Source organism: Bradyrhizobium sp. USDA 4454 (assembly GCF_054822705.1).
In genome coordinates, this window is the sequence record NZ_JBTRCN010000001.1 from 2,475,766 (window position 1) to 2,490,091 (window position 14,326).

Here is a 14,326-nt window from a genome sequence, read left to right on the forward strand (position 1 = left end):
CGGCGGGGCAGGGCGCCAGGGCGGGCGTCCTGTTGGGGAAAAAGGCTGCCCGGTGAGCACCATGCTGGACCTGGCGGACCGGCGGCGGAAATTGATTTCCGCCGTCCCGCGAATGCTTTATGACAGCCGTGGCGACGAGGCTGGATCTGCGCGCGGGATGGACGTTGCGACATTCGAAGACCTGATCGACCGGCTGGGGGAGGATCTGTCCCGCTGGCCCGATGATCAACGTCTTGCCGCCGTCCAGCTGCTGGCCTCCTCGGCCGAGGCGCGGACGCTCTATGAAGAGGCCAGCGCGTTGCGGCGGGCCCTTGCGGCACCGCCGGTTCGCGCACCCAGGGGTCTTGTCGGCCGCATCGCGGCCGCAGCGGCGAAATTGCCGCAAGAGAAGCTGCCCGAGGAGAGGCCGCTGGAGCCGGATCCGTCCGAGGTTCAGCCGAATGAGGCGCACGCTCCGGACGAATCGACACAGCCAGGCAAGGTGCTGCCTGCGCTGTTGCTGGCGCTGTGCCTGTTGCCCGCGCTGGCGCCGCCGGCGCTGCTGCTTGGCGAGCCGGAGCTGCCGGTCAGCCTTCCGCTCTAAGCCCCCGTACACCTTTGAGCGTGTTCCGCGCTGCCGCGGCGGCTCGGCCTGCGGATCTTTTGCGGGTCTTCACGGCCGCGGCCGACACGGCAAATTCTGCCGATTAATCAAATGATTTCACACGGATGAATCCGCGCCTGAATTCGGCGCGCCATCCGTTTTATCTGCGAACGACACCACGACCCCAATGTTCCACCGCGTTCCGTCGCACTCACCCGCGGCGAAGAGAGCCTTGTCATGACCGTTTCCTCGACAACCTCTGCTGCAACGTCTACCGCCTCGAGCTCGTCCTCGAGTTCATCGTCGACTGCGTCGATGGGAATGAGCTCGACCGACTTCCTCAATTTGCTGGTCAGCGAGCTGCAGAACCAGGACCCGCTGAACGCCACCAGCACGACCGACTTCATCAATCAGCTCACCTCCTACGCCAACTTCACCGAGCAGCAGTCGACCAACGCCAGCATGACGTCGCTGGCAAGCTCGTTCTCGAGCCTCGTGACGCTCAACTCGGTCAACTACATCGGTCACACCGTCGAGGCGAAGACGAATACGGCGGAGCTGACCAACGGCTCGGCGACGTTCGGCTACTCGCTGACCTCGCCCGCGTCAAACGTCGCGATCACGATCCAGGACTCCTCGGGCAACACGGTGTGGAGCGGCAAGGGGACCGGAAACGCCGGCTCCAACACCTTCACCTGGAATGGCCAGACCACGAGCGGCACGCAGCTGAGCAATGGCGGCCAGTACACCATCCAGGTGACCGCGACCGACCCCGCCGGAAACTCGCTGCTCAGCTACACGACGATGACGGGAACGGTGACCGGGATCGATGCCTCCGGCTCGACACCGTCGCTGCTCGTGAACGGCGTCCCGGTCAGCGCCGCCAACATCATCGGCGTCACGTCCTGATTGCTTCCGGAGTATTATCATGAGTCTGACTGGTGCACTTTCCTCGGCGATCTCGGCGCTCAACGCGCAGAGCCAGTCGCTGGCAATGATTTCCGACAACATCTCCAACGCCGACACCACGGGTTACAAGACCACGTCGGCGATGTTCGAAGACCTGGTGACGGCATCCAACAGCGCCACGTCATACACGTCCGGCGGCGTCAACGTGTCCGGCCGCGCCAATATCACCCAGCAGGGCCTGCTGGCTGCGACCACCAACGCCACCGACGTCGCGATCCAGGGCAGCGGCTTCTTCGTCACCACCAACGCAACGACCGGCGGCACAACCTCCTATACGCGCAACGGTGCCTTCACCACCGACAATCTCGGCTACCTCGTCAACAACGGCAATTACCTCGAGGGCTGGCGCACCGACGCTGACGGCAACATCATCGGCAACGCCTCCGCCGCGAGCCTCGGACCGATCAACACCCAGGTGGCCTCGACCAGCGGTAGCGCCACCACCAAGACCACAGTCGCAGCGAACCTGCCGGCCGATGCCGCCGTCGGCGCGACCTTCAACAGCTCGATGACGGTCTACGATTCGCTGGGTACGGCGAACACGATCCAGATCGACTGGAAGAAGACCGCCGACAATACCTGGCAGGCCAGCTTCGAGCAGCCCAAGCTCGCGTCGGACTCCACCACAGCCAGCGCCAACGCGATCACCGATACGGTGGATATTACTTTCAACGCCGACGGCTCGCTTGCCTCGACAAGCCCGAGCCCGCCGACCATCTCGATCACCGGTTGGAAGGACGGCGCGGCCGACAGCTCAACCGCCAATGGCACCGCCATCACGCTCAATCTCGGTACGGCTGGCAAGACCGATGGCCTCACGCAGTATTCGTCGGGCCAGAGCACACCAGCCGTCGACCTCACCAGCATCACCTCGGACGGGCTGCCTTACGGCAAGCTGAGCAGCATTTCGATCGGCAAGGGCGGCGTGGTCGACGCCACCTATTCCAATGGGCAGACCATCGCGATCTACAAGATTGCGGTTGCGACCTTCAGCGACCCCAACGGATTGAGTGCGGCCAGCGACGGCATGTACTCGGCGACCGCCGCCTCCGGCAACGCCACGCTGCAGACCTCGGGCAGCAACGGCGCCGGCACGATCTATGGCAGCGAGCTGGAATCGAGCACCACCGACACCAGCGGCCAGTTCTCCAACATGATCTCGGCGCAACAGGCCTATTCGGCGGCGTCGCAGGTGATCACCACCGTCGACAAGATGTTCGATACGCTGATCTCGGCGGTGTCGCGATGATAACCAACAACACCAATGACCGATTGCTGGTCAGGCTTCGGCGGCTGAAGGCGAAGGCGGCTACCGTCCAGCCGGACGATCGGGCGCAGCTCACCGCGTTGCTCGACGACATCGGAACATTGCGCGATCAGCTGATGCGCGAATGTGCGCGGCTCGACCAGGAATTCAACCGGGCCACGGCCCGGATAACCGCGATCACCGCATACGGGCGCAGCGCACAATCGGTTCGCGACCTGCGCCGCGGACACTAGCTTGAACGGGAGCGATGACATGACGCCGGAACGCAACATCAAGATCAATCCCGCGGGCAATGACGAGCGCGCCAGGTCGTTGATCGCGCTGATCGATAATCTGATCGCGATCGTGAACGAGGAGAACGTCGAGCTCGCCAAGGGCCTGCCGGCCTCGCGGCTGAAGCAGGTCGACGAGAAGAACCGCCTTGCCATCCTGTTCGAGCAGTGCGTGGCCGAGGCGGTCGGCAAGGCCGCCAATCTCAACGTCCAGGACCGCATGCTGCGCGAGCAACTGATGGACCGCATCCTGAAGCTTAGGATCGCGATGGATGAGAACGTAATGCGGCTGCGCGCGGCGATCGATGCCAGCAACCGCCGGATCGAGGCGATCATGCAGGCGATCCGCGAGCAGCTCGCCAATGTATCGCCTTATGGGGCCGGCGGCCGTCGCGTCACCCCCGCGATGTCCTATGGCACCAACGTGCGGGCCTGATCGGGCCGGCGCCGGAGGGAGTAGGCCGTGTCGTCGCTCGATATCGCACGTAGCATCGCATTCAGCGGGCTGTCAGCCACGCAGGTGCAGATCAGCATAGCCTCGGCCAATATCTCCAATGCCGACACCAAGGGCTATACCGAGAAGACCGCCAACCAGAGCAGCAGCGTCACCGCCGGTGTCGGCACCGGCGTCACGATCACGGGGATCACCAGCACAGTCGACAAGCTGCTGTTGAAGTCGCTGGTCAGCGCCGATTCCGATCTCGGCGCCGCCGACACCAACAACAACTATCTGACCGAGCTTCAGCAGCTCTATGGCTCGACGTCGAGCTCGGGCAGCTCCACGACGGGCACCTCGCTGGCAAATACGATCGCGGCATTCGAGTCGGCGTTGTCGTCGCTGGCGAGCACGCCGAGCAGCGCGTCGCTGCAGTCCAACGTGGTCAGTGCGCTGAATGCGGTCACGACGCAGCTGCAGCAAACCTCGAGCGGAATTCAGAAGCTGCGCTCCAACGCCGACCAGGACATTGCGTCATCGGTCACCGACATCAATTCAGATCTGCAGCAGATCTCGGATCTCAACAAGCAGATCAAGCAGGAAGCTGCCGCAGGCCAGCCGACTGCCGATCTTGAGGACCAGCGCAACAGCGCGCTGCAGGACCTCGCATCGCAAATGAATGTGAGCTATTTCACCAACTCGAGCGGCGACGTGCAGGTCTATACCGGCTCGGGACAGGCCCTGGTCGACAGCACGGCGCATCCGCTGAGCTACACGCCGACGTCCAGTGTCACGGCGGCGACGACGTACACCGCGGGATCGGCGACGAGCGGCTTCAGCGCCATTACCGTCAACGGGGTCGACATCACCTCGCAGATCACCTCCGGCAAGGTCAGTGCACTGATCGCGCTGCGCGACCAGACACTGCCGGCCGCGCAGTCGCAGCTCGACGAGCTCGCCCGGCAGCTGACCGCGACCGTCAACGCCGTGTCGAACCAGGGCACATCGCTGCCGCCGCCGGCTACCTTGACCGGCACCGCCACCGTAAGCAATGCGACGGCGTTGTCGGCGACCGGAACGGTGCGGATTGCGGTTACGGACAAGAGCGGCAACCTGGTGTCCTACAAGGATCTCGATCTCGCGTCTGATACGACGGTTAGCGCGCTCGTCGGCGATATCAACAGCAACGTCCCTGGCGTCACGGCTTCGATCGATTCCAACGGACATCTGACGATCTCCGCGACCGGATCGGGCAATGGCGTTGTCATCAACGAGATGACGAGCGCGGTCGGCAGCTCTGGCGAAGGATTTTCGGACTATTTCGGGCTCAACGACCTGATCACGGGAACCGGTGCTTCGGATGTCGCAGTTCGCAGCGACATCCTCAACGGCACGTCGGGGCTGCCGACGGCGACGCTCGACAGCTCCGCGACACTCTCCAGTGGAAACTCGGTGCTGTCGCCCGGCTCGGCAACGGTGATCAACGCGCTCTCGAGCGCCCTGACGGGATCGACCAATTTCGCGATGGCGGGCGGGCTCGGCGCCACCACAGGCTCGTTCACCGACTATGCGGCCGCGATCGTCGCCAACGTCGCCGGCAAGGCAACCCAGGCATCGTCGACCTACACCGCCAGGCAGACCGCGCAGTCGACTTATGCGAATTCGCTATCGTCGCAGTCCGGCGTCAACATCGACCAGGAAAGCGCCAATCTGAGTGCCTTGCAGAGCAAATACGCCGCCGCGTCCCAGATCATCACGGCGATCAACGCCATGTTCTCGGCACTGATGACCGCGATGACCGCAAGCTGAGTGTGAGGCCGTCGTCATGTTGATGCGTGTTGCCACCTTCGCGCAGTCGGACCAGATGATCACGAGTGCGCTGCGGCTGCAGGCGGCGATGGCCAACGAGCAGGTGCAGGAATCCTCCGGGATGCAGTCGGAGGATTTCGGCGGCTACGGCTCCGGCGCCGGGCGGGTCATCAATCTGCAGGTCTCGGTGGCGCGCGCCCAGTCCTATATCGATGCCGCCAATCTCGCCGACAACAAGGTGCAGGCGATGTATTCGGCGGTCGGCTCGGTGACCGACATCATCACCCAGCTACGGACCCAGCTCAGCGCCGCCACCACCGGCAGCAGCACGGCGACGGCATCGGTGATCAACTATGCCCAGCAGGCCATGGCGCAGATGCAGGGACTGCTCAACACCCAATATGACGGCGAATATGTCTTCAGCGGCGCCCGCACCGACACCGCCCCGGTCGATATGTCGACCTTCGGCACCGGTACCGGTTCGCTGACGACATCAGACACCAGCTACTACAAGGGCGACAGCGAGATCGCCACCGTGCGCGTCTCCGACAGCCAGTCGGTGTCCTATGGCATCACCGCCGACAATCCGGCGTTCGAGCAGGTCATGCGGCTGCTGAAATATGTCGGCAACAGCTCGAGCCTGTCGTCGAGCGATATCTCGCAGGCGCTCAACCTCGCCAGCACGGCGCTGGATGCGACGTCGACGGTGCAGGCCAAGCTCTCGACCGCGGCATCGCAGATGGAGACCGCCAGCACCGACCAGAGCGACTACCAGAACTTTGCCAAGACCCTGTCGACCGACCTCACCAGCGTTGACGTCGCCGCGGTGACGGCGCAGCTGTCGACCTATCAGGCGCAGCTGACGGCGTCCTATTCGGCGATCTCCAAGATCCAGAGCATGAACCTGGCGAGCTATCTGCGGTAGCTGCCGGCATCACCGGTTCAGGATCTTCAGCCAGACATCGCCGAGGATGATCGGCTCGCGCGGCGCGAGCCAGGTGAGGCCGGCGGCCTTGCCGAGCTCGGCGATGGTGCCCTTGGCTTGCAGATCGGCGAGCGCCTTGTTGACGGCTTCCAGCAGCGCCTTGTCGGTTTCGAGCGCGACGTAACCGCGGTTGGCGCCGATCGGATAGTAATAGCCGGAGGCCGAAATCTTGGTGTCGGGATGCTCGGCGCGGTAGGCGTCGAAGCGGCGCAGGTCGAGCAGCGTGGCGTCGTATTCGCCGCGCTCGAGTTCGCCCAGCAGGTCGCTGCGGCCGGGAACCAGATGGGTGATGTCGTCGATCAGCCTGCCCTTGTCGAAGGTCATCAGGATGGCGTCGCCGAGCGTACCGCTTTCGATCGTCAGGCGAAGGCCGGCCAGATCGCCGATATCGGTGATCTTGCGCTGTTTCGCTTTCGGCCCGAGCACGACGGTCATCGGCGAATAGATATAGGGCCGGCTCGGCACCAGCACCCCGATCGGAATCCGCCGGCGGCGATCGTCGCGGGTCGCGCCGTCGAAGTCCGGCAGCTTGGCGGTCGTGACGCCGGGCACCTTCAGCGAGTCGGTGGTGAGGGCGTAGCCGCCGACCAGCGCGCAGCGGCCGTCCGACAGCAGCGCGTTGGCTTCGAGGGCGGGGCTCGAGTCCTCGTCGAGCTTGCTCTCGAACCACTGGATCTTGAGCGGTCGCCCGAGCCGCTCGGCAATCGCTTGCGCGAGCGCGACGTCAAAGCCGGAATCCGGCTTGCCGCGATGATGCGCCGACAGCGGCGGCAGATCCTCGTCGAGGCACACCGTGAGCGGCTCGTCGACGGCATGTGCCGCCGCCGTCATGGCAAGCAGCAGGGCTGCCGCGGTGCCCGCGAGGATTGCTCTCATTGCGGCCTCCGGGTCACCAGGAAGGCCCAGACGTCGGCGATCTCCTGCTCGCTCAGGATGTCGAGCCAGGGCGGCATCTTGCCGTTCTTGCCTTGCTTCACGGTGGTCACGAAGCGCGTCTTGTCGTCGGGAAATGCGCGCAAATCCGGCGTGATGGTGCCGGAATTGACCATGTTGGGCCCATGGCAATGCGAGCAGTTCTTGGCGTAGGTGATCTTGCCCTGGTCGGCCTGCCCCTGAAGATCGATTGCACTGGTTTGCTGTGCGGCCGCCGGGATCAATGTGATCAAGGCCGCCGCGACGGCGGCGAAGATCGCCGCCGTCAACAGGGTTACTCTTTCAGTCACGTGTGCTCCGCGCTCAGTTCTTGACCGCGAAGACCCATAGCGAGCCGCCGGGCGGCACCTTGGCAAGCCGCTCATCGCCGGAGAACAGCGAATAGACGCCGCCATAGCCCGAGGTGACGGCGACATACTGCACGCCGTCCTGCTGCCAGGTGATCGGTTGTCCTTCGATGCCCGAGCCGGTCTGGAACTGCCAGAGCTTCTTGCCGGTGTCGGCGTCGAACGCTTCGAATTCGCCGGTCAATTGACCGGAGAACACCACGCCGCCGGCGGTGGAGAGCACGCCGGAGAAGCGCGGAATGTCGCTCGGCGCTTCCCACTTCGCCTTGCCGGTCATCGGATCGATCGCCTTGAGATGGCCGCGCGGTCCGGTGCCCCATTCCCAGGGATCGGTGAGGTCCATGCCGAGATACCATTCGCCCTGCTTGAAGGTCACCGGCTCGGCCTTGTAGTGGCCGCCGAAGGCGAGCGTGTTGGCATAGGCGAGGCCGGTCTGCGGATTGAACGACATCGGCTCCCAGTTCTTGCCGCCGAGGATCGACGGGTAGACCGTGACCTTCTTGCCGTCACGCGCATCCTTGGAGACGTCGGTCTCGATCGGGCGGCCGGTCTTCATGTCGATGCCGGTGGCCCAGTTGACGTTCACATAGGGATTGGCCGCGAGCAGCTTGCCGTTGGTGCGATCGAGCACATAGAAGAAGCCGTTGCGGTTGGCATCCATCAGCACCTTGGTCGGCTTGCCCTCGACATTCATGTCGGCAAGCACCATCTCGGCCACCGAGTCATAGTCGAACGGATTGTTCGGCGAGAACTGGTAATGCCACTTGATCTTGCCGGTCTTTGGGTCGAGCGCGAGCACCGAGCAGGTGTAGAGGTTGTCGCCGGGACGGACCGCCGAGTTGAACGGGCCGGGATTGCCGATGCCCCAATACACCGTGTTCAATTCGGCATCGTAGGAGCCGGTGATCCAGGTCGAGCCGCCGCCGAGCTTCCAGGTGTCGCCCTTCCAGGTGTCACCACCGGGCTCGTCCGGGGTCGGGATCGAGTAGGTCCGCCAGAGTTGCTTGCCGGTGGCCGGATCCCAGCCGTCGATGAAGCCGCGGGTGCCGAATTCGGCGCCCGAGATGCCGGTGATCACGACGCCGTCGGCGACCAAGGGCGCCACCGTCATCGAGTAGCCTTCCTTGATGTCGGCCGCCTTCTGGCGCCACAGCTCCTTGCCGGTCTTGGCATCGAGCGCGATCACATTGGCGTCGAGGGTGGTGCGGAACACCTTGCCGTCATACAGCGCGGCGCCGCGATTGATGATGCCGCAGCAGACGATCCGCGGCGTCTCGGCGGGATACTCGACCTTGGTCTTCCAGATCTGCTTGCCGGTCTTGGCGTCGACCGCGATCGTGGCGTTGTGCGTGGTGACGTAGAGGACGCCCTGGTAGACGAGCGGCTGCGATTCCTCGCTGCGGTCGTCGTTCAAGCTATAATTCCAGACCGGCACCAGATTCTTGACGGTGTCCTTGTTGATCTGGTTCAGCGTCGAAAAGCGCTGAAGATTGTAACCCATTCCATAATTGAGAACGTTCGATGTGTCGGTGGCCCCTTTGACCAACTGCTCGTTGGTCTGGGCGCTTGCACCACACGATGCAAAAATTACGAGGCTTGCGGCCAGCGCAATGCGTCTCATCCTATCCTCCCAATGAACCTTTTTCTGCACGCCTATTCCTGACGTTGCGGGCGGAACCATCCGCCTGAAACCAAAACGGGTCAATACGAAAACGTGAACGAACCCCCGGCCAAGCTTGGCAGGCTGGTTGAGCTTGTCAGGTTTTTCGCAAATGAAGCTTACTGTCGCTTGGAATACTCAACACCAGGCGGGACCGCCGCTATGCCGCAGTGCGAAGCGTTCGATCAGCTTGACGGCGCATGCGGACACGCACTCGGCCGCGGCTTGGTGCCCCGCTTGTCCGGCGGCACATTGCAATTGTCGATGCGCTGCTCGTCAGTCCATTTGCGCCCGAGCCGCTCCTTGCCGGTGAGGGTGCGATGCTGGACCGCATCCACTGTGGGGGCGGGGGCCCCGTTCTGCGCGGACACCGGCGCGATCAGGAGGAGAGCAACGAGGCAGCCCAATATGGTCCTGTCAATCTCGCTCATGGGTCGCCTCGCTGATCCCCCGCGCAATGCAATCTGCCGAATGCCAAAAATGATCCGTGAGACAATCGCTTTCCACCCGAAACCCGACACGGTCTGCCGCGTTCTTGACCGGTAGGCAGCTTCGTCGGAGCTGCTATGGTGGGCTCGACGCCGGGTGGGCTCCGTTTCTTGTCTTGACGGGAGTCTCGGCAGGGGCGGCTCTCAAGGGAGACCGACGATGATTTCGCGCCGATCGCTTGCTCTGATTTTCGCCATGGCCGCCCTCGCGGGTCCCGCTTTGGCGGCATCCGGCAGCCGCAACGCGCTGAAGATGCTCGACCCCGACAATGACGGCACGGTCGATCTTGCCGAAGCGAAGAAGGCTGCCGCCGATCTGTTCGCCAAGCTCGATCCGGATCATGACGGCACGCTCGACGTGCGCGAGTTGCGCGGACGGCTCACCCCGCAGGAGCTCAAGATGGCTGATCCGGATCACGACAGCACCTTGACGCTCGACGAATATCTCGCGGTCGTCGAGCAGCGTTTCAAGGCTGCCGATCCCGACCGCGACGGAACGCTGGACGCGAAAGAGCTGAACTCACGCGCCGGCCGGGCCCTGCTGCGCCTGCTCAAATAGCCGCGTTGCCGGCGAGTCCGGCTGGGCGGATTCCGGGATATTGATCCTGGATTCCGCGCCCAACAAAAAAAGTTGCGATTTCGCTCTTGGGCAAGACCAGGGCGGCGCGATCGGGTCTGCTTATCGGCGCGTCGCTACCCGGCAGCCGGAAAATGCCTGACAGATCAGTGTCGGAATTTCCCAGCCGCCTCAAGGCCGGGCAGGCGCCAGCGAGCCGTCGTCCGTTGCGGCATGTCCAGCAGCGAAGTCGGGTTCCTACCGGCCCAGCTTGCGCCCTGGAAAAGGCAGTCCTAGCTTGCCGCGCGGCGCGAGGCTTGCGCCAACTTTACTTTGGGAGAAGGAAATGGCCTGGAAAACACCGAAGATCGTCGAAGTGCCGGTGGGCATGGAAATCAACATGTACGCCTGCGCAGCGCGCAAGTAATCTAACACGCGTAACGTCTGCCCGGCTCGAGTGGCTTGCTGCATCGAGCCGGGCAGACGCCTTTTGCGGCCGCGATGCAGCCGCTCGAGCAGCTTCCCTCACATCCTTCCCACAAGACCTTGCCAGCGACACCGCCCTGCGCGATTGGCGGGCTGCATTGCTTTGTCCTACAGTGCGGATTGTGGCGATGGTCCGGGGGACGATGAACTTCGAAATCAAGCGAGGGCGTTGGATAGGCTTGGTGGGGGCGGCGATCGCCGGCGTCGCCGCGGTGCTGCCACTTTGCGCGTATGCCGAGGGTTTTGATACCGAGCACATCTTCGGCTTCATGATCGGCTCCGACGTCGGCGAGGTCGGCGAGCGTGAATTCCAGAGCCAGACCACCGGGCGCTTCGTCAAGGACGGCGGGCGCTACCGCACGCTCAATCAGGAAATGGAGCTTGAGCTCGTTCCGGCGCCGAATTTTCGTGTCGAGCTCGGCGCGTCCTTCGGTGCGTACGACATCAACCGCGTCCCCGGCCTTGACGATCGCCGCCAATTGTCGTGGCAGGGCGTCTCGGCCGATTTCCGCTATCGTTTCCTCGATCGTGAGACGGCGCCCTTCGGCATGACGGTCGCGCTGGAGACACGCGCCGAACGTGTCGACGAAACGACGGCCGCGGCGGTCCGCAGCTACGGCACCGAACTCACGGCGGCGTTCGACCGCGAGGTGATCCCGAATTTTATGATCGCGGCGCTCAACGTCAGCTATGAGCCGGAATGGACGCGCCTTCCGCGTACCGGCACGGCAGAACAGGATGCCACGGTCGGCGTTGCGTTCGGCCTGATGGCCAAGGTAAGGCCGGATATCCTGATCGGCGGCGAAGCGCGCTACTTCAGGAAGTATGAGGGGATCGGCCTGGATGAGTTGTCCGGGCAGGCGCTGTTCATCGGCCCCACCGCCTATTTCCAGCTCTCCGAGCGCTCGCGCCTGACCGCGACCTGGAGCATCCAGGCCTGGGGCCAGCGAGCCGGGAGCAATGCCGCCCTCGACCTGGTCAATTTCGAGCGCCACCAGGCGCGGCTGGTGTACGGTCTGAATTTCTAGGGCATTTTCGCGGCATTATGGCGCAAACGTCACAAATCCCTCTAGTGATGGCTACTTGAAGAAAAGCGCTGCAATAAGAATGATGACGGGAAATCCCCAGAGCATAAGACCCATCGGCCCCTTAAGCGTCGAGGCTTGGTCTCGCCACATCTGAAGCGCCGCCCAAAGCATACTGCCGAATAAGAGAAACACTGCACCGAACATGATGAAGCCAGTACCGCTCACCCTTTGGTTTCCCTCGCCAGCCAAGCCTCTGCAGCCGCCACGGCTACCACTTTCGGCTCCTTGTGGCGTTTGCGCCATAATGCCGCATTTTTCGAGCGAAATGGCTCCGGATTCCCCGTCCTTTCACGGGGCTGTGAAACCCTGGCTTGGCTGAACACGTATTCCGTTGTGTTATCTATTTCGTGAGCACGCTTAGGGATCGCGCATGAACCCGATTGACCTGATTGTCACTGTATGTGCCGTGCTGTCGCCCGCCACCTGCGAAGAGCAGCATCTGGTGTTCAACTGGAGCGGCTCGCTGCAGCAATGCGCCATGGCCGCGCCGCCTTACATTGCGCAATGGGTCGGCGACCATCCGAAATGGACTGCGGTGCGATGGCGCTGCGAATATCCGCACACCAACGATCGTGCGAGCACGGGCGGCGAACCGCCGGCCGGCTAGCTCCCCCTATTTGTTGCAATCCCTGAGATCCTTGTCGGAGACCGAAAACACTGCCTCCGCCTTGATCTCAATGTCGCGGGCGACGCACTGCTTGCCGCCGCTGTAGCCGACCTTGGCATCGTAGCGGCCAGGCTCGACGCCGGTGATGCGCAGACGCTCGTCGTGGTCGACTTCCTTGTCCTTGTCGTTCAGCGTCTGGTTCGGACCCCATTCATTCTTGCCGGCCGGCGACAGCTCGAAGCTCGTGATCGTCGCGCTGGTCAGATTCCACAGCCGAATGCCCTTGCCCTTGCTCTGGGCGAGCACGGTCGCCGGCAGCACCAGCAACGCAACACCAACAGCGATCAACGCACGGGCCATCCGGTCTCTCCCTATCAATTTTGCCGAAGGATGACGGCGTCTCACATATTTGCAAGGTCCAGCTGTGAGAGCTGCCGCTTGATTTCGCCGATCTCGGGCTCGCCGCGCACGGCGCGCGGCGCGGCGATGGTTTCGACGTGAAGGATTCGCGCTGGCCGCGGTGACAGGAAGAACAGGCGGTCGCCGAGGCGGACGGCGTCGTCGAGATCGTGGGTGACCAGCAGCGTCATCATCTTCCGGCTGGCCACCAGCGTGGCAATCTGGTCGCGCAGCCGCCCCGCGAGCGCATTGTCGAGCGAGGCCAGCGGCTCGTCGAGGATCAGGAAATCGGGTTCGATGGCGAAGGCGCGCGCCAGCGCGACGCGGCGGGCGAGGCCGAGCGACAGCTCACCGGGAAAGTGCTTGCTATGCGCGTCCAGTTCGAGCACCTCGAACAGCGCCGACAGCGTGCTGTCGCCGACATCAGGTGCGGCCAGCCGCACGTTCTCCTCGACGGTGCGCCAGGGTAATAGCCGCGGCTCCTGGAACACCATGCCAAGCCGCATGCCGGGCGAGCGCATGACGTGGCCCTGATAGTTGTCATCGAGCCCGGCGAGGATCCGGAGCAGGGTACTCTTGCCGCAGCCCGAGGGGCCGAACAGCACGCCAACTTCGCCGGCGTTCAAGCTGAAGGTGATTTTGTCGAGCACGTCGTGCCGCTTGCCGGCCGCGCTCGCAAAACTCTTGCCTGAAATATTGACCTCAAGCTGCACGGAGCCGCCACCGGGTTAGTCTGGTTTCAAACGGCTGCACCATCAGGGTCTCGATGACGAGCACGACGCCGGCAAAGCTCAGCGAATAGGCGAGCAGCAGGGGAATGTCGAACAGCTGGAAGGCGACACCGATCTCGAAGCCGACGCCGTTGGGGCGGCCGAGATATTCGGCGACCAGCACGATCTTCCAGACCAGCGAGAGCCCGGAGCGCGCAGCCGCCGCAATGTAGGGCGCAAGCTGCGGCAGGATCACATGCCGGAAGGCGCGGCCGCGAGGGACGGCGAAGGCGGTCGCCATCTCGTCGAGCGCGGGATCAAGCGCGCGGGCGCCCTCGCGGAGCGTGACGACGGCGGTCGGCAGCTTGTTGATGGCGATGGCCGCGATTGCGGCGACCTCGGTCAGGCCGGCCCAGATGTAGGCCAGCACGATGACCACGAGCGCCGGCAAATTGAGCAGCAGGATCAGCCAGGGATCGCCGAGGCGATTGGCGAGCGAAACGCGGCCCATTAGATAGCCGATCGCCGAGCCGAGGGCCATTGCAAGCGTGAAGGCCAGCGCGACACGGGCGAGCGTTGCGCCGAGATTGACGAACAGCGCCCCCGATCGTGCCTCGGCTGCGAGCACCGACAGCACCGCCGGCGGTGCCGGCAGCTTGGCATCGCCGATCACGAGCGAGGCAATCCACCAGGTCGCGATGAACAGTGCGAAGGACAGCAGACGCAGCACC

The 14,326-nt window shown here is 63.7% G+C and carries 19 protein-coding genes; 11 read left to right on the forward strand and 8 right to left on the reverse strand.

The window, feature by feature from the left end; translation table 11 throughout:
* Window positions 1-61 precede the first annotated feature (61 nt).
* The 7 genes from ACVIW0_RS11220 (at window position 62) to ACVIW0_RS11250 (ending at window position 6,261) form a co-directional block, all read left to right on the forward strand.
* Window positions 62-583 carry a hypothetical protein gene (locus ACVIW0_RS11220; RefSeq protein WP_461352384.1) on the forward strand — a complete coding sequence of 174 codons (522 nt, stop codon included), beginning with the start codon at window positions 62-64 and terminating at the stop codon, window positions 581-583.
* A gap of 237 nt (window positions 584-820) precedes the next feature.
* Window positions 821-1,492, forward strand: coding sequence for a flagellar hook assembly protein FlgD (locus ACVIW0_RS11225; RefSeq protein ID WP_461352385.1), 672 nt, complete (start codon window positions 821-823; stop codon window positions 1,490-1,492).
* 19 nt (window positions 1,493-1,511) lie between these two features.
* Complete coding sequence (gene flgE / locus ACVIW0_RS11230; protein ID WP_461352386.1) at window positions 1,512-2,801, forward strand: flagellar hook protein FlgE; 1,290 nt, start codon at window positions 1,512-1,514, stop codon at window positions 2,799-2,801.
* On the forward strand, window positions 2,798-3,052 hold the full coding sequence (locus tag ACVIW0_RS11235; RefSeq protein WP_461352387.1) for a hypothetical protein: 255 nt from the start codon (window positions 2,798-2,800) through the stop codon (window positions 3,050-3,052). Before flgE ends, ACVIW0_RS11235 begins: the two co-directional genes overlap by 4 nt.
* 19 nt (window positions 3,053-3,071) lie before the next feature.
* Entirely contained in the window at window positions 3,072-3,527 is a 456-nt protein-coding gene (locus ACVIW0_RS11240) for a flagellar protein FlgN (RefSeq protein WP_461352388.1), read from the forward strand.
* 27 nt (window positions 3,528-3,554) lie between these two features.
* A complete protein-coding gene (gene flgK, locus ACVIW0_RS11245) occupies window positions 3,555-5,336 on the forward strand; it encodes a flagellar hook-associated protein FlgK (protein WP_461352389.1) in 1,782 nt (593 codons plus the stop codon).
* 16 nt (window positions 5,337-5,352) lie between these two features.
* Entirely contained in the window at window positions 5,353-6,261 is a 909-nt protein-coding gene (locus ACVIW0_RS11250) for a flagellin (protein ID WP_461352390.1), read from the forward strand.
* A gap of 9 nt (window positions 6,262-6,270) precedes the next feature.
* Here ACVIW0_RS11250 and ACVIW0_RS11255 read toward each other — a convergent pair whose 3' ends face one another.
* From ACVIW0_RS11255 to ACVIW0_RS11270, 4 genes are all read right to left on the reverse strand, one after another.
* The gene (locus tag ACVIW0_RS11255; protein WP_461352391.1) at window positions 6,271-7,197 is read right to left on the reverse strand and encodes a substrate-binding periplasmic protein; all 927 of its coding nucleotides are present in this window, start codon (window positions 7,195-7,197) and stop codon (window positions 6,271-6,273) included.
* On the reverse strand, window positions 7,194-7,544 hold the full coding sequence (locus ACVIW0_RS11260; protein ID WP_461352392.1) for a c-type cytochrome: 351 nt from the start codon (window positions 7,542-7,544) through the stop codon (window positions 7,194-7,196). Before ACVIW0_RS11260 ends, ACVIW0_RS11255 begins: the two co-directional genes overlap by 4 nt.
* A 13-nt stretch (window positions 7,545-7,557) precedes the next feature.
* Complete coding sequence (locus ACVIW0_RS11265; RefSeq protein WP_461352393.1) at window positions 7,558-9,222, reverse strand: methanol/ethanol family PQQ-dependent dehydrogenase; 1,665 nt, start codon at window positions 9,220-9,222, stop codon at window positions 7,558-7,560.
* Window positions 9,223-9,446: 224 nt separating this feature from the next.
* Window positions 9,447-9,692, reverse strand: coding sequence for a hypothetical protein (locus ACVIW0_RS11270; protein ID WP_461352394.1), 246 nt, complete (start codon window positions 9,690-9,692; stop codon window positions 9,447-9,449).
* A gap of 217 nt (window positions 9,693-9,909) precedes the next feature.
* On the opposite strand from ACVIW0_RS11270, the gene ACVIW0_RS11275 reads away from it, so the two are divergent.
* The 3 genes from ACVIW0_RS11275 (at window position 9,910) to ACVIW0_RS11285 (ending at window position 11,819) form a co-directional block, all read left to right on the forward strand.
* Complete coding sequence (locus ACVIW0_RS11275) at window positions 9,910-10,308, forward strand: penta-EF hand family protein (protein ID WP_461352395.1); 399 nt, start codon at window positions 9,910-9,912, stop codon at window positions 10,306-10,308.
* A gap of 343 nt (window positions 10,309-10,651) precedes the next feature.
* On the forward strand, window positions 10,652-10,732 hold the full coding sequence (gene pqqA, locus ACVIW0_RS11280; protein ID WP_009031067.1) for a pyrroloquinoline quinone precursor peptide PqqA: 81 nt from the start codon (window positions 10,652-10,654) through the stop codon (window positions 10,730-10,732).
* 202 nt (window positions 10,733-10,934) lie between these two features.
* Entirely contained in the window at window positions 10,935-11,819 is an 885-nt protein-coding gene (locus ACVIW0_RS11285) for a hypothetical protein (RefSeq protein WP_461357297.1), read from the forward strand.
* Between the two features lie 51 nt (window positions 11,820-11,870).
* Here the strand turns inward: ACVIW0_RS11285 and ACVIW0_RS11290 are convergent, their stop codons facing one another.
* On the reverse strand, window positions 11,871-12,044 hold the full coding sequence (locus ACVIW0_RS11290; RefSeq protein ID WP_461352396.1) for a hypothetical protein: 174 nt from the start codon (window positions 12,042-12,044) through the stop codon (window positions 11,871-11,873).
* Window positions 12,045-12,249: 205 nt separating this feature from the next.
* Between ACVIW0_RS11290 and ACVIW0_RS11295 the strand changes: the two genes are divergently transcribed.
* Window positions 12,250-12,486, forward strand: a complete 237-nt coding sequence (locus ACVIW0_RS11295) for a hypothetical protein (RefSeq protein WP_244067406.1) — start codon at window positions 12,250-12,252, stop codon at window positions 12,484-12,486.
* Window positions 12,487-12,492: 6 nt separating this feature from the next.
* Here the strand turns inward: ACVIW0_RS11295 and ACVIW0_RS11300 are convergent, their stop codons facing one another.
* From ACVIW0_RS11300 to ACVIW0_RS11310, 3 genes are read right to left on the reverse strand one after another with little or no spacing between them, the layout of a single operon-like run.
* The gene (locus tag ACVIW0_RS11300) at window positions 12,493-12,846 is read right to left on the reverse strand and encodes a hypothetical protein (RefSeq protein ID WP_461352397.1); all 354 of its coding nucleotides are present in this window, start codon (window positions 12,844-12,846) and stop codon (window positions 12,493-12,495) included.
* Window positions 12,847-12,887: 41 nt separating this feature from the next.
* Window positions 12,888-13,598: an ABC transporter ATP-binding protein gene (locus ACVIW0_RS11305; RefSeq protein WP_461352398.1), complete on the reverse strand. Its 711-nt coding sequence runs from the start codon at window positions 13,596-13,598 to the stop codon at window positions 12,888-12,890.
* On the reverse strand, window positions 13,588-14,325 hold the full coding sequence (locus tag ACVIW0_RS11310) for an ABC transporter permease (protein WP_461352399.1): 738 nt from the start codon (window positions 14,323-14,325) through the stop codon (window positions 13,588-13,590). Before ACVIW0_RS11310 ends, ACVIW0_RS11305 begins: the two co-directional genes overlap by 11 nt.
* Between the last annotated feature and the right edge of the window lies 1 nt (window position 14,326).